The following is a 15,024-nucleotide window of genomic DNA, read 5'->3' on the forward strand; positions in this document are numbered from 1 at the left end:
AATTAAACCGTAATCCACTCCGCGCGTCAACCACATTTCTTGATTTTCCTGCCGATTGCTTAACTTTGCGGCAGTTTTGCATCAGAAGCCGCGTTTTGACCATAATTCACATCATCCCGTTGTCGCCCTGACGGATTTTCCAGCCGCTGACCGCAGAGATGACGTGGCGTAAACCGGAAAGGGTGTAGTCGCCGATCACCTCTTCGTCTTCGCGCGGGGAGCTGATGGTAAGCTCCGCATCGACGCCGTGGCGGTAGGTTCCGTGGTGGCTAAAAATCGTGCCGATGAAGCATTTATCATTCAGCCAGACGGGAATATAGGCCACCGTTTCATAGATATAGTTTGAGGCGATGCCGCTGTAGTAGTTATCCGCGTCGTCGGTGGAGGTGCCGGGAGGAATGGGGCAAATCGGCGCGTCGCTATCGGTTTGCGGCTTATCTTTCAGCAGGGTGCCCTGCATAACCTCCAGCGACTTGAGTAAATCCGCCTTATCTTTGTCATTCAGCGCCGGGGTTAGCGGCTGGTCTTTCTCCGGCGAGCTGATGGTATTCAGCGTGTAGCGATAGCGAATCGTTACCGCGGGCGTCCTGTCCGTCGGGCTGAAGGGACGCAGCAGATACAGATTATCCTCGCCGAACTGGCCGTTGTACCAAAGCGCATACACCTGGCCGTTAATTCTGACCCACTGGCTCCACTGGTTGGCCCCGCGTCCGTTGAGGGAGAACAGCGCGCCGGGTACGCCGGCGTCAAAATCATCGTCGTCATCGCTATCGCTGCCGTTGACGCTATCAAAGGTGTCATCGCCGCGTTTTAAGACCCCGGTATAGCTGAATAAGCCGGTTCCGCCGACATAGCTGTCGATAATCAAATCGCGCCTGCCGTCGTTATCGAGGTCGATAAGCGTAAAGCTGACCTTGCCATTTTCTGAATCAGCGCTGATATCTGAATGGAGAAACGCCTGCCACTCATCGTCGCTGATATCGGCTGAAGGCTTACTTTTTGACACTAAGGTATCGTCGGCATAGGTCAGCGTGAAGTTGGTGACGTGGCCGGTCAGCGGGAACTGCTCGGCGATCTTATTCAGCTCCAGCTCCGGATTGGCCTTTTGCTCTTTCAGTACCGCGCTGTACAGCGCCTTGAGCGCGTTATTATCGGCGTCTTTCTGCTGTTTAGGACGCACCTGGCTGACGAAGGTCGGCAGCATCCAGGTCCCGCCGGGCGTAATTTCGCGGCACATGCCGGTGGTATATTTCAGGCTCTGGACGAAAGATTTACCGTCCCAGACCCGCTCCTCCCCGCTCACGCAGTCGGCGATGCCGCGGCCTTTGTTGAAAAACGCGATCGCGCCATCGGCATAGCTGGAGGCATCGGTGGAGATCGGCTGAGGTTTAGCCTGCGCGGCACTGTCCACCACCCACATGGCGTAGCCGTCGTTATAGGCGGCCCGCCAGCACAGCGCCTGGATAAGCAAATGGCCTTTATCGATGGCGGTGGCGGTTATTTGCCGTTCCCGGGCGGGGATATCTTTGTTTTGCCAGTCGTCACAGCGGCTATTCAGCAGCGGGATCAGCTCCGGGAGGAGGCGCTGGCGCTGTTTGGCGGTCAATGGTTCGGGCTGCGCGTTGTGGAGCGTTGGGGCGGCGATAATCTCCGGGGCGGGCAGCGCGTTCAGCGTATTGCTATCGTCGGCATCGCCTTTGCGCAGCAGCGCGTCGGCGGTACCCAGGCGCTGCTGAAATTCGTCGATCTTAAGGAATATCGCGCTGCTGCCCGCGCTCGAGAGCGGCTTGCGCGCGCCGTTAAGCGAAATCTCAATGCGGCTTTCATGCTCCAGGGCCTGAATCAGCGCCGCCGTTTGCGTGCTGTCGAGACGGAAGTGGCTGTCATCTTTGGCATCCAGCGTCCCGCGATCCTGATCGTCAATCAGCAGGCGCACGGTGGCGTCAGGGGGGATATCGCGATCGGTCTGGGCAAAGGTCACCTGGCCGCTTACGCGCTGATCCGGGCCCGCGCTGCGGGTCAGCAGGACGCTGACTTCACCGAGGTTGACGCCGTAGCCCGCGGCCCGGCAGGTGCCGGTGTTATCACAGGCGACTTCCCAGTCTTTATACGCGAAAGAAAAACCCTGTACGGGAGCCGCCAGCAGCGATATCGGACATAGCCCGATGATGGCAACCCAAAGGAGAGAACGCATATAAAACCCTGTCAGCATGTCGGTGAGAGGGAAATTATATGCGCGAAGGATCGGTTAAGATATCGGAATCAGGTTAGCGCGCCGCCCATTCGACACTGGGCAAAACGCAGGATGTCCTCCGCCAGGCGCTGGGCGGTATCGACGTCGGCCTGGCTGCGCTTCACCAGCAGGCGGCTCAGGCAGCCTTCGACGATAAGCTCCATCTGTTTGGCAACCATCGCCGGGTCATCCACTTCCAGCTGGGTCAGCAGCTCGTGCGTATAGGCGAGCGAAGCCTGCTTCTGCTGTTCAGCCAACTGATGAATCGGGTGCTGGGCATCCGGATAGAAGGTGCAGGCCGCAATAAACAGGCAGCCGGGATAGCGGTGATTGCTCACGCATCGGGTCAGCGCCGCATAGCGCGCCAGCAGCTTCTGCTCCGCCGTTAGCGTCTCGTCCAGCAGCAGCTGGCGACGCCATGCGTCAACCTGATGGCTGAGATAGCGGAGGGCGTCATACAGTAGCGCTTCGCGGTCTGGCCAGAAGCGCTTGAGGTCATCGATCGGATAAGCAACGCGCTCGGCGACCATCTCCAGCGTGGTGTTAGCAATACCTTCAATTTCAAGGATTTGTATGGCTTCACCCAGAACATCTTCACGTTGCACGGTTTTCTCCTCCATTTTACCTCCTAAAGTGTCGTTCACGGTTGCCGATCGCGCAAATGGGCGCTGAATGCCGCGGCATCCATAAAGCCGGTGACGCGCTGCGCGGGCTGCTCCTCTCCCTGCGCGTTAAAGAACAGAATCGTCGGCAGGCCGAGCACCCGCAGATGCTTCAGCAGGGCGACGTCCTGCGCGCTGTTCTTCGTGACGTCTACCTGCAACAGAACGGTATCTTTCAGGGCCTGTTGCACTTCCGGTGTGCTAAAGGTGTATTTTTCGAACTCTTTACAGGCCACGCACCAGTCAGCGTACAAATCTAGCATAACCGGTCGGCCTTTAGCCTGTGCCAGCGCCCGATCGAGCTCATCGACGGTGCTGACGCGGGTAAACGCCAGGTGCGCCTGCTGTTGCGCCGTCGGCGCGTCGAACGCCCAGTCCTGCAGCGGACGAACGCTCACCAGCGCGGCGGCCAGCAGCACGATCTGCAGGATGCGCTGCCACGGACGCGTGGCGCCAAGGGAGGTGATAAAGGCCCAGCTAAAGAAGGCCACCGCCAGCAGCGACCACAGGCGCAGCCCCCAGAGCTCACCCAGAATACGCTCCAGTAAAAACACCGGCAGCGCCAGGATGACAAAACCGAACGCGGTCTTCACATGGGCCATCCACGGGCCGCTCTTCGGCAGCAGACGGTTGCCAAACACGGTGACCAGAATCAGCGGTAGCCCCATGCCGAGCGCGTAGAGATACAGCGTGCCGCCGCCCAGCCACAGGTTACCGCTTTGCGCGATGTACAGCAAAATCGCGCTCAGCGGCGCCGTCGTACAGGGCGAGCAGATAAGCCCGGCAATGGCGCCCATGGCAAACACGCCGCCGGCGGAACCGCCGCGTTGGGTATTGCTCATCAGCGTCAGGCGCGTCTGCAAGGATGACGGCAGCTGTAGGGTAAACAGGCCAAACATCGACAGCGCCAGCAGAATAAAGACCGCCGACAGGCCGATCAGCACGTACGGATGCTGCAGCGCCGCTTGGAACTGCAGGCCCGCGGCGGCCACTACCATACCCAGCGCGGTATAGGTCAGCGCCATCCCCTGGACATAGATAAACGCCAGCAGCAGCGCGCGAGCGGTGGAAAGCCGGCGTTCGCCCCCGAGTACGATACCCGAGATCAGCGGATACATCGGCAGCACGCAGGGCGTAAACGCGATACCGATACCAATTAATAGCGCCCAGAGCGCGGAGAACGGAAGCTGGCTGCCATCCGTCGCGGCTGCGGACCGCTCTGGCGCAGAGGGCTCGGCTGTTGTAGCCGGCGGCCGCTCCGCGAGCGTCAGCGCCGGACGCGGTTCTACCGGGAGCGGCGGGTTAAGCTTCGGCGCGCCAACGACGGGAAGCGCCGGGCGCGCGGGAGCCTGCCCGTCGCTGGAGAGCGCCAGCGCCGCGCTGAGCGGCACCACTTTGGTTTCCGGCGGATAGCAGAAGCCGGCGTCGGCACAGCCCTGCCAGGTCACGGTCAGCGTGGCCCCTTTGGCGGCCCGGGTGAGCGTAACCGGCACGGTTAGCCGCTGGCGATAAATCTCACTTTTGCCGTAAAACTCATCGTCGTGCCATTCGCCGGACGGCAGCGCTGGCTCAAGGAAAGCGGCGTCTGCGGCGCTGAGCTTGATCTGTTTGCGGTAGAGATAGTAACCCTCCTTGATTTGCCAGGTCAGGTTTACCTCGTGCTGGCTCTGCTGAAAATCAAAGGCAAAGGCCTGGTCAGCAGGCACAAAATTTGAGCGGCCGGGCGTATCAAATAGCCCGGCGAAGGCGGACGTACTGCAGAGCAGCAGAATCAGCGTAATGATGCGTTGAGCCATGAGAGGTAATCAGTGTCTCCGTGAGTGACGGGTAAAACCAGTAATTCGGGGGTTTGATACGGGTGATGGGACTTCAGGCACTCCAGCAGCGCCTGCTGATGGGCGCGGTCGGTTTTCAGCAGCATCTGCACTTCATACTCCTGTTCCAGCTTGCCTTCCCAGTAGTAGAGGGAGGTTGCGCCCGGCAGGAGAGTGGCGCAGGCGGCCAGCTTTTCTGCCAGCACTTTGGCCGCTAAATCCTGGGCGGTCGCTTCATCCGGCGCGGTGCAGAGTACAACAACGGCATCAGGCGTAGTCATCGTGAACCTCGTATCAGCGAAAAGAGGCACTATAGCACGCAAGATGCGGGGGGATTAATGAAACGGGCCACGATGTGGCCCGAATTTAAGCAGTTTTACAGCACGATGCCGCCGATGATGAACCCCAAAATGACGCACAGGGTTATGGCGATCACTCCGGGGATCAGGAAGGCGTGGTTGAAGACGTATTTGCCGATGCGGGTGGAGCCGGTGTCATCCATTTCGACCGCCGCCAGCAGCGTCGGGTAGGTCGGCAGGACGAACAGCGCGGAGACCGCGGCAAAGGAGGCAATGGCGGTCAGCGGACTCACGCCAAGCAGCAGCGCCGCAGGCATCAGCGCCTTGGTGGTCGCAGCCTGGGAGTAGAGCAGGGTCGCGGCGAAGAACAGTACCACCGCCAGCAGCCACGGGTAGTTGTGCAGCAGATCGCCCGCCACCGCCTGGATATCAGAGATATGCGCCTTCACGAAGGTATCGCCCAGCCAGGCAACGCCCAGCACGCAGACGCAGGCGCTCATCCCGGATTTAAAGGTGCTGGCGTTCAGCACTTCGCTGGTATCGATCTTACAGGTGATGCTAATCAGCGTGGCGATGGTCAGCATGAAGACCACGATCGCTTCGTTGCGCGGCAGTACCGGGTTCTGAATCAGTCCGACGGTATCGCTGATGGCGGTAGCGTAGAACATGACCGCGACGATCCCGATCAGGAACAGCAGCACTGAACGTTTGGCGTGCGGCTTCAGCTGGAACACCTGGCTTCCGCGCAGTTTGACTTCCCCTTTTGCCAGGCGCTCCTGGTAAACCGGGTCATCTTTCAGCTCGCAGCCGAGGAAGTTACACACCACGGCGGTGATCATCACGGCAATCAGCGTCACCGGAATACAGATAGCCAGCAGCGTCAGGTAGCTGACGCCCAGCGGCTCCAGAATGCCGGCGAAAAACACCACCGCGGCGGAAATTGGCGAGGCGGTAATCGCAATCTGCGAGGCCACGACGGCAATCGACAGCGGGCGGGAGGGGCGAATGCCCTGCTCCTTCGCCACTTCGGTGATTACCGGCAGGGTCGAGAAGGCGGTGTGGCCGGTTCCCGCGAGGACCGTCATAAACCAGGTGACCAGCGGGGCGAGAAAGGTGATGTACTTCGGATGACGGCGCAGCAGGCGCTCTGCAAGGCTGACCAGGTAGTCCATGCCGCCGGCAACCTGCATGGCGGCAATCGCGGCGATGACCGCCATGATGATCTCAATGACGTCGAAGGGGATCGCGCCGGGCTTGATTTGAAAGATTAAGGTCAGGACGAGGACGCCCAGACCACCGGCGAATCCGATACCGATACCACCCAGCCTGGCGCCCAGGTAGATAGCCAGCAGGACAATGACGAGCTCTGCACCAAACATATGTTCCTTCCTTGTTTTTTAACAAGTTGATATTGAATTGTTGTGATTTCGTAAACCCAGAAAAGCAAAAAGGCATGTCATTGCTGACATGCCTTCGTTGAGTTTAACCTGAAAGCTTACTGTTCGCTTTCATCGGTAAAACGCTTTGCTTTATAGGCCGGATGCATCAGGTTGTGCGGAGAGAAAATATCGTCCAGCTCCGCTTCGGTGAGCAAACCTCGTTCCAGCACCACTTCCCGCACGCTCTTACCGGTTTCGGCGCAAATCTTGCCGACGATATCGCCATTGTGGTGGCCGATAAACGGGTTGAGGTAGGTGACGATGCCGATGGAGTTGTAAACATAGCTTTCGCACACCGCTTTGTTGGCGGTAATGCCGTTTACGCATTTTTCCAGCAGGTTATAGCAGGCGTTGGTCAGGATATGAATAGACTCGAACATCGCCTGGCCGATAACCGGCTCCATCACGTTCAGCTGCAGCTGGCCGGCTTCTGAGGCCATCGTGACGGTGGTGTCGTTGCCGATCACCTTGAAGCACACCTGGTTAACGACTTCCGGCACCACCGGGTTAACCTTGGCCGGCATGATGGATGAACCCGCCTGCAGCTCCGGCAGGTTGATTTCGTTCAGGCCAGCGCGCGGGCCGGAAGAGAGCAGGCGCAGGTCGTTACAGATTTTAGACAGCTTCACCGCCAGGCGTTTCAGCGAGCTATGCACCATGACGTAGGCGCCGCAGTCGGAGGTGGCTTCAATCAGGTCTTCCGCCGGAACAACCGGCAGGCTGCTGACTTCCGCGAGTTTTTGTACCGCCAACTGCTGATAGCCGTCCGGGGTATTCAGGCGTGTGCCGATGGCGGTGGCGCCGAGGTTCACTTCCAGCAGCAGCTCTGCGGTACGCAGAATGCATTTTGTTTCTTCGTTGAGCAGAACGTTGAAGGCGTGGAACTCCTGGCCGAGGGTCATCGGTACCGCATCCTGCAGCTGGGTACGACCCATTTTCAGGACGTCCTGGAACTCAACGGCTTTGCTCTGGAAGCCTTCGCCCAGCTGGTTAATAGCGTCGGTTAATTTCAGCAGGGAGGCATACACCGCGATGCGGAAACCGGTCGGGTAGGCATCGTTAGTGGACTGACATTTGTTAACGTGGTCGTTGGGGTTCAGGTACTGGTATTCACCTTTCTGGTGGCCCATCAGCTCAAGACCGATGTTGGCCAGCACTTCGTTGGTGTTCATGTTGACGGAAGTACCCGCGCCACCCTGGAACACGTCAACCGGGAACTGATCCATGCACTTGCCGTTATTCAGCACTTCATCACATGCAGCAATAATGGTATTCGCGACGCCTTTAGGAATGGTTTGCAGCTCTTTGTTGGCCATGGCAGCGGCCTTTTTCACCATCACCATACCGCGCACAAACTCGGGAATATCGCTGATTTTGCTATTGCTGATGTAGAAGTTTTCAATCGCTCTCAGAGTATGAACGCCGTAGTAGGCGTCAGCTGGAACTTCCCTGGTACCCAACAGATCTTCTTCGATACGAATGTTGTTTAACATGTGAACCTTCTTTTTCAAGCTGCCAATGAATTCACCAAATACGCAGAATTTATAGGATTTAGCGCATTTTCTCGCCGAAGATTATTTCCTTAATCGGCCTGGTGCCCACGATCATATGCTGATGATAGCGAATATCAGTAATCTTGATCACTTATTATGTAGTGAGGGCTATAAGAATTATTAATCTGTGAAATGAGTCACCGCTTTGCAGTTCTTGAAAAAAATAAGCGTTTCTGCTGATTGAAAAGTCCCGTGTTAGCCCAATATTGATGGGATGCGAATAGCACATCTTATAGCTGCGGGTGCCGATAGCGGCGCACGCTAATGAAGGAGACGCCGGTGCGTTGGATTCCGTTTTTTGCCTTTTTTTTATACGTTTACATTGAAATCTCGATCTTTATCCAGGTTTCCCATGTCCTTGGGGTGCTGCTGACGCTGATTTTAGTGATCTTCAGCTCGGTGGTCGGGATGTCGCTGGTGCGCAACCAGGGCTTCAAAAACTTTATGCTGATGCAGCAAAAAATGGCGGCCGGCGAAAGCCCGGCGGCGGAAATGATCAAAAGCGTATCGCTGATTATTGCCGGCCTGCTGCTGCTGTTACCGGGCTTCTTTACCGACTTCCTCGGCCTGCTGCTCCTGCTGCCGCCGGTGCAAAAACACCTGACCCTCAAGCTGATGCCGCATCTGCGCTTTAGCCGGATGCCGGGCGGCGGCTTTAGCGCCGGTACCGGAGGCGGTGATACCTTTGACGGGGAATACCAGCGTAAAGACGATGAGCGCGACCGTCTGGACCACAAAGACGATCGCTAATCCAGCCAGCCCGGCGACCGCCGGGGGCGTGGAGTGACAAGCCGGATACGCGCAGCGCGATCCGGCTTTTTTATGGCTGGGCGCCCGGGGTTTCGCTCAGCGACCGGCGCCGGGGTAAAAGCAGCCACAGCGCCGCCAGCACCACCAGCGCGTACAGGCTTTTCCAGCCGACCATCGCCAGCAGCAGCAGGCACAGCAGGCTACCGATCGCCGCCAGCACCCGATAGCGCCCCTGCAGCAGCCGGCAGCCCGCCAGCATACACAGCAGATAAATCATAATAAAAATGCCGTTGGCGTAGACGATCAGCGCGTCGAGGTTGATATCGAGCCAGTAAATGCACAGGGTGCTGATGACGCAGCAGGCCAGCACCGCATTGAGCGCGTTGCGCGGGATTTGCCGGGCCGACAGGCGGGCGAGGCGGCTCTCAGGCCTGTACTGCGCCTGCGACCAGACCAGGCGGGCGAAGCTCTGAATATAGATGTTGAGGCTGGCGAAGCAGGCGAGGTAGCCAATGACGCAGGCGACCCACAGCGCCTGGACGCCGAACAGGCGCACCACGATGTCAGGCAGCGACGCGGCGGCAGCCATGCCCTCGCCGAAGGCGTGAAAATGCAGCACCAGTACCGTACAGGCCCAGTAGACGGTACCGGCCAGCAGCAGGCCAATCATCAGCGCGCGCGGAAAATCGCGTTCCGGGGATTTAAATTCTGAAGCCAGGTGGGCAAAGGCCTCCAGGCCGACAAAGCACCAGAACATGACCGAAAGCGCGGCAAAAAGCTGCGACCGATCGACATCCTGCGGTGCCGGGAAGGGGATATGCGCCGGATCGATACCGCCGCGCCACCAGATAGCGACAATCAGGGCAACAATCAGGATCGCCACCAGCGTTTGCAGATTGGCGCTCGAGCTGGCTCCGCGCGAACCCACCCACCAGATAATGGCCAGCGTCCCCAGTTCGGCGAGCAGCAGCTGGCCGTCGTGCCAGCCAAACAGCGCCTGGCTGAAGCCGGTGGCGATATGCAACGCGGCGGGTAATCCCACCGGGATCACCGACAAAAAAAGCCAGCCGGTCACGCGCTCCATGCGGGGGCCGAACGCCATATTGACGAAATGCGCCACGCCGCCGGCGCTGGGATAGTGGCGGCCGAGTACGGCAAAGACGATGGCTATCGGGAAAACCAGCAGGATCAGCGCCGGCCACGCCCACAGGCTGTTATCACCCGCAACCAGCGCGGCCAGAGCGGGAACGGCGAAGACGCCGGTGCCCAGTAATGATGTGGAAAGGAGGCCGACTCCCTGAGCCAGACCTAACTCCTGCTTCAAACCACCCATGATGCAACCCTGTCCCGAACAAAACCCGAATGGTACCACAATCGTTTTTGCTTATGACGTTTGAGCGACGCGCCGGGAGTGTGCGCCCGGGCACGCGAAAAAACTTTTTTTCAACTCGCCCCTTGAAGCGGTAAAACTCCATCCCCATCTCTCAGGTCACTAGCCGGAAAACCGTATACGGGCCGGTGTCATCCATAACTGATAATGACTTTCTCAAAGGAGAGCTATCAATGAGTATTCGTCCGTTACATGATCGTGTGATCGTCAAACGTAAAGAAGTTGAAACCAAATCTGCTGGCGGCATCGTTCTGACCGGTTCTGCGGCAGCCAAATCAACTCGTGGCGAAATCATCGCTGTCGGTAAGGGCCGCATCCTGGAAAACGGAACCGTGCAGCCGCTGGACGTGAAAATTGGCGATATCGTCATTTTCAACGATGGCTACGGCGTGAAATCTGAAAAGATCGACAATGAAGAAGTGTTGATCATGTCCGAAAGCGACATCCTGGCAATTGTTGAAGCCTAATCTGCGAACGACACTGAACATACGAATTTAAGGGAAAGATTAAAATGGCAGCTAAAGACGTAAAATTCGGTAACGACGCTCGTGTGAAAATGCTGCGCGGCGTAAACGTACTGGCAGATGCAGTTAAAGTGACACTGGGCCCGAAAGGCCGTAACGTTGTCCTGGACAAATCCTTCGGTGCGCCGACCATCACCAAAGACGGCGTTTCCGTAGCGCGTGAAATCGAGCTGGAAGACAAGTTCGAAAACATGGGCGCCCAGATGGTGAAAGAAGTTGCCTCTAAAGCGAACGACGCTGCAGGCGACGGTACCACCACCGCAACCGTACTGGCTCAGGCGATCATCGCTGAAGGCCTGAAAGCCGTTGCTGCGGGCATGAACCCGATGGATCTGAAACGTGGTATCGACAAAGCCGTCGTTGCTGCCGTTGAAGAACTGAAATCCCTGTCCGTACCGTGCTCCGACTCTAAAGCGATTGCTCAGGTTGGTACCATCTCCGCTAACTCCGACGAAACCGTAGGTAAACTGATCGCTGAAGCGATGGATAAAGTCGGTAAAGAAGGCGTGATCACCGTTGAAGATGGTACCGGTCTGGAAGACGAACTGGACGTGGTTGAAGGTATGCAGTTCGACCGCGGCTACCTCTCCCCGTACTTCATCAACAAGCCGGAAACCGGTGCCGTTGAGCTGGAAAGCCCGTTCATCCTGCTGGCTGACAAAAAAGTTTCCAACATCCGCGAAATGCTGCCGGTTCTGGAAGCCGTAGCGAAAGCCGGCAAACCGCTGGTTATCATCGCTGAAGACGTTGAAGGCGAAGCGCTGGCAACGCTGGTGGTTAACACCATGCGCGGCATCGTTAAAGTGGCTGCGGTTAAAGCACCGGGCTTCGGCGACCGTCGTAAAGCTATGCTGCAGGACATCGCGACTCTGACCGGCGGTACCGTTATCTCTGAAGAGATCGGTATGGAGCTGGAAAAAGCGACTCTGGAAGACCTGGGTCAGGCAAAACGCGTTGTGATCAACAAAGACACCACCACCATCATCGATGGCGTGGGTGAAGAAGGCGCTATCCAGGGCCGTGTGACTCAGATCCGTAAGCAGATCGAAGAAGCCACTTCTGACTACGACCGTGAAAAACTGCAGGAACGCGTTGCTAAACTGGCAGGCGGCGTTGCGGTTATCAAAGTCGGTGCAGCTACCGAAGTTGAAATGAAAGAGAAGAAAGCACGCGTTGACGATGCCCTGCACGCGACCCGTGCTGCGGTAGAAGAAGGCGTGGTTGCCGGTGGTGGCGTCGCGCTGGTGCGCGTTGCGGCTAAACTGGCTGGCCTGACTGCTCAGAACGAAGATCAGAACGTCGGTATCAAAGTTGCGCTGCGCGCAATGGAAGCTCCGCTGCGTCAGATCGTTGCCAACGCCGGTGAAGAACCGTCTGTGGTAACTAACAACGTGAAAGCGGGCGAAGGTAACTACGGTTACAACGCGGCGACTGAAGAATACGGCAACATGATCGACTTCGGTATCCTCGACCCAACTAAAGTGACCCGTTCTGCTCTGCAGTACGCGGCCTCCGTTGCTGGTCTGATGATCACTACCGAGTGCATGATTACCGATCTGCCGAAAAGCGACGCAGCTGATTTAGGCGCTGCTGGCGGCATGGGCGGTATGGGTGGCATGGGCGGCATGATGTAATCGTGCGCTCTACCCCTTAGAAACAAAGAAACCCCCGGGCAGAAATGCTCGGGGGTTTTTCTTTTTTCCGGCTTTTTAGTATAAGGTGTACATCCGGGCCAGCGCGTCCAGCTCATTGATCATGGGGAATAACATGCAGGTAAGATATTTAGCAGGGATTGTCGGCGCAGCACTACTGTTAGCGGGTTGCAGTTCCAGCAACGAACTGAGCTCAGGCGGGCAGAGCGTACGCTTTGTTGAAGATAAGCCGGGTGCGGATTGCCAGCTGTTGGGGACCGCTAGCGGCAAGCAGAGCAACTGGCTCTCCGGGCAGAACGGCGGTGAGGGTGGCTCTATGCGCGGCGCGGCTAATGCGCTGCGTAACCAGGCCGCAGCAATGGGCGGCAACGTGATTTACGGCGTCAGCAGCCCGACGCAGAACCTGCTGTCGAGCTTTGTGCCGACCGATAGCGAAATGAACGGTCAGGTCTATAAGTGCCCGAACTGATCGCTTTCCCCTCTCTCCGCTGGGGAGAGGGGAAGGAACGCCAGCTAGCTCTGTCGTAGCTGCAAATCCAGCGGCGTCTTGCTCGGCTCTCCGCCGATTTCTCGCGCCAGCTTCGGTACCATATAGCCTGATACCAGCGTCAGCAGCTCGCGCATGATGGCCCGGGCTTCTTCATCTTCGACCATAAAGTGGGCCGCGCCCTGGACCTTATCCAGCACGTGCAGGTAATACGGCATCACCCCCGCATCAAATAGCGCATTGCTCAAATTAGCCAGCGTCTGCGCGCTATCGTTGACCCCCCGTAGCAGCACGCTTTGGTTCAGCAGGGTGACGCCAGCGTGACGTAAACGCGCCATTGCCGCGCGAAACTCAGCGTCGATCTCATTGGCGTGGTTGATATGGTTCACCAGCAGTATCTGCAGCGAGGAGCGGGCGAAACGCGCAGCCAGCGCCTCGGTGACGCGCGCCGGGATGACAATGGGCAGCCGGCTGTGAATACGCAGGCGCTTGACGTGCGGGATCGCTTCCAGCTGGGTGAGCAGCCAGTCGAGCTCATGATCTTTCGCCATCAGCGGGTCGCCGCCGGAAAAAATAATCTCATCGAGCTGCGGATGGGCGGAAATATAGTCCATTGCCGCCTGCCAGTTGCGCTTATTGCCCTGGTTATCGGCGTACGGGAAGTGTCTGCGGAAGCAATAACGACAATTTACCGCGCAGCCGCCTTTAACCAGCAGCAGCGCGCGGTTGGCGTATTTATGCAGCAGTCCGGGCACCACGCTGTGCTGTTCCTCCAGCGGATCGGTGGAAAAACCGGGGGAGGCGATGAACTCTTCTTGCGAAGTAAGTACTTGACGCAAAAGAGGATCGTTAGGGTTTCCTCGCTCCATGCGGTCGATGAAAGCCCGGGGAACGCGCAGCGCAAAGAGGCGCTTCGCATCGCGCCCCGCCAACAGGTTTGCATCAGCGTCTACATTTAAAAGATGCAGCAGTTCATCAGGACTGGTCACAACATCGGCAAGTTGCGTTAACCAATCTTCTCTGGATGGGGTATTTAGGGTTACAATATGCGCCATTTTGTGGCTTAGCTACCAATTAACAATTTCAGAGGGCCTTATGGCGACTTACTATAGCAACGATTTTCGTGCTGGTCTTAAAATCATGATGGACGGCGAACCTTATGCCGTTGAAGCGAGTGAATTCGTAAAACCGGGAAAAGGCCAGGCTTTCGCCCGCGTTAAGCTGCGCCGCCTGCTGACCGGCACCCGCGTAGAGAAAACCTTCAAATCTACCGACTCCGCTGAAGGCGCAGACGTTGTCGATATGAACCTGACTTACCTCTACAACGACGGTGAGTTCTACCACTTCATGAACAACTCCACCTTCGAACAGCTGGCCGCTGACGAGAAAGCCGTTGGTGAAAGCGCTAAATGGCTGCTGGATCAGGCTGAGTGCATCGTGACCCTGTGGAACGGTCAGCCTATCTCCGTGACCCCGCCGAACTTCGTTGAGCTGGAAATCGTTGAAACCGATCCGGGTCTGAAAGGCGACACCGCGGGTACCGGCGGTAAACCGGCGACTCTGACCACTGGCGCAGTGGTTAAAGTTCCGCTGTTTGTACAGATTGGTGAAGTGATTAAAGTGGATACCCGCTCTGGCGAATACGTATCCCGCGTGAAGTAATTCACGTCTCTGACGGTTGGCGCAGCGCGTTGCTGCGCCCCCTATAGCACGTAAGGTATCGATAGCAGGCAGGGAAGATGAACAACACCTTAAAGCTTGTGGTATTGCTGCTGCTCAGCGGCGCTCTGCTGGCCGGTTGTCATACGGTTCACGGCGTGGGTGAAGATATCCGCAGCCTGGGGCACGCCATCTCTCACGCCGCCAGCTAAGCACCGCTTTCCCCCTCTCTTCTGATTCCTGCCTCCCGTATCGCTTTTTCTCTTAAAAAACGCTGAGATCCCTTCATACCGGGTCAGTTTGTCTATGCTTATAGGGCACGATAACTAAAACTGGTAAATAAGGATGACATTATGGTGAAAAAAACGATTGCAGCGTTCTTTACGGTTTTGGCTCTTTCCTCTGTGCTGACCGCATGTAATACAACGCGTGGCGTCGGTCAGGATATTTCAGAAGGTGGTAGCGCCATTTCCGGTGCCGCGAGTAAAGCTCAGCAATAGCCCCTGACGGTACGGCTGACGGTCGTACCGTTCTTCCCATCTCCTGCACCGTTGTTTATAAT

The 15,024-nt window shown here is 57.4% G+C and carries 15 protein-coding genes; 7 read left to right on the forward strand and 8 right to left on the reverse strand.

The window, feature by feature from the left end; all coding sequences use genetic code 11:
- Positions 1-106 precede the first annotated feature (106 nt).
- The 6 genes from RTE01_RS25245 to aspA form a co-directional block, all read right to left on the reverse strand.
- Positions 107-2,194, reverse strand: coding sequence for a DUF1176 domain-containing protein (locus tag RTE01_RS25245; protein ID WP_134525139.1), 2,088 nt, complete (start codon positions 2,192-2,194; stop codon positions 107-109).
- Between the two features lie 68 nt (positions 2,195-2,262).
- On the reverse strand, positions 2,263-2,838 hold the full coding sequence (locus tag RTE01_RS25250; RefSeq protein WP_071844997.1) for a transcriptional regulator: 576 nt from the start codon (positions 2,836-2,838) through the stop codon (positions 2,263-2,265).
- A 35-nt stretch (positions 2,839-2,873) separates the two neighbouring features.
- A complete protein-coding gene (locus RTE01_RS25255) occupies positions 2,874-4,691 on the reverse strand; it encodes a protein-disulfide reductase DsbD (protein WP_134525140.1) in 1,818 nt (605 codons plus the stop codon).
- On the reverse strand, positions 4,667-4,990 hold the full coding sequence (gene cutA / locus RTE01_RS25260; protein ID WP_041143683.1) for a divalent cation tolerance protein CutA: 324 nt from the start codon (positions 4,988-4,990) through the stop codon (positions 4,667-4,669). The genes RTE01_RS25255 and cutA overlap by 25 nt, the downstream gene beginning before the upstream one ends.
- Positions 4,991-5,085: 95 nt before the next feature.
- Positions 5,086-6,387: an anaerobic C4-dicarboxylate transporter gene (locus RTE01_RS25265; RefSeq protein WP_045853385.1), complete on the reverse strand. Its 1,302-nt coding sequence runs from the start codon at positions 6,385-6,387 to the stop codon at positions 5,086-5,088.
- 116 nt (positions 6,388-6,503) lie between these two features.
- Positions 6,504-7,940, reverse strand: a complete 1,437-nt coding sequence (gene aspA / locus RTE01_RS25270; protein WP_041143685.1) for an aspartate ammonia-lyase — start codon at positions 7,938-7,940, stop codon at positions 6,504-6,506.
- Positions 7,941-8,279: 339 nt separating this feature from the next.
- Here aspA and RTE01_RS25275 point away from each other — a divergent pair, with 339 nt between their 5' ends.
- Entirely contained in the window at positions 8,280-8,750 is a 471-nt protein-coding gene (locus RTE01_RS25275; RefSeq protein ID WP_041143686.1) for an FxsA family protein, read from the forward strand.
- 70 nt (positions 8,751-8,820) lie between these two features.
- On the opposite strand, the gene yjeH is transcribed toward RTE01_RS25275, so the two are convergent.
- Positions 8,821-10,083, reverse strand: coding sequence for an L-methionine/branched-chain amino acid transporter (gene yjeH / locus RTE01_RS25280; protein ID WP_134525141.1), 1,263 nt, complete (start codon positions 10,081-10,083; stop codon positions 8,821-8,823).
- Positions 10,084-10,313: 230 nt separating this feature from the next.
- On the opposite strand from yjeH, the gene RTE01_RS25285 reads away from it, so the two are divergent.
- From RTE01_RS25285 to RTE01_RS25295, 3 genes are all read left to right on the forward strand, one after another.
- Positions 10,314-10,607: a co-chaperone GroES gene (locus RTE01_RS25285; RefSeq protein ID WP_041143688.1), complete on the forward strand. Its 294-nt coding sequence runs from the start codon at positions 10,314-10,316 to the stop codon at positions 10,605-10,607.
- Between the two features lie 44 nt (positions 10,608-10,651).
- Positions 10,652-12,298 (forward strand): chaperonin GroEL, encoded by a 1,647-nt coding sequence (gene groL / locus RTE01_RS25290; protein WP_041143689.1) that lies wholly within the window; start codon positions 10,652-10,654, stop codon positions 12,296-12,298.
- 133 nt (positions 12,299-12,431) lie between these two features.
- Positions 12,432-12,785 carry a DUF4156 domain-containing protein gene (locus tag RTE01_RS25295; protein ID WP_041143690.1) on the forward strand — a complete coding sequence of 118 codons (354 nt, stop codon included), beginning with the start codon at positions 12,432-12,434 and terminating at the stop codon, positions 12,783-12,785.
- Positions 12,786-12,829: 44 nt separating this feature from the next.
- Here the strand turns inward: RTE01_RS25295 and epmB are convergent, their stop codons facing one another.
- A complete protein-coding gene (gene epmB / locus RTE01_RS25300; protein WP_134525142.1) occupies positions 12,830-13,858 on the reverse strand; it encodes an EF-P beta-lysylation protein EpmB in 1,029 nt (342 codons plus the stop codon).
- A gap of 40 nt (positions 13,859-13,898) precedes the next feature.
- Here epmB and efp point away from each other — a divergent pair, with 40 nt between their 5' ends.
- From efp to ecnB, 3 genes are all read left to right on the forward strand, one after another.
- Positions 13,899-14,465, forward strand: coding sequence for an elongation factor P (gene efp / locus RTE01_RS25305; protein WP_041143692.1), 567 nt, complete (start codon positions 13,899-13,901; stop codon positions 14,463-14,465).
- Between the two features lie 77 nt (positions 14,466-14,542).
- Positions 14,543-14,674 carry an entericidin A/B family lipoprotein gene (locus RTE01_RS25310; RefSeq protein ID WP_041143693.1) on the forward strand — a complete coding sequence of 44 codons (132 nt, stop codon included), beginning with the start codon at positions 14,543-14,545 and terminating at the stop codon, positions 14,672-14,674.
- A 141-nt stretch (positions 14,675-14,815) separates the two neighbouring features.
- Positions 14,816-14,962 (forward strand): lipoprotein toxin entericidin B, encoded by a 147-nt coding sequence (ecnB, locus tag RTE01_RS25315; protein ID WP_071844879.1) that lies wholly within the window; start codon positions 14,816-14,818, stop codon positions 14,960-14,962.
- Positions 14,963-15,024: the final 62 nt, after the last annotated feature.

This window comes from Klebsiella terrigena (assembly GCF_006539725.1).
Lineage (GTDB): Bacteria > Pseudomonadota > Gammaproteobacteria > Enterobacterales > Enterobacteriaceae > Klebsiella > Klebsiella terrigena.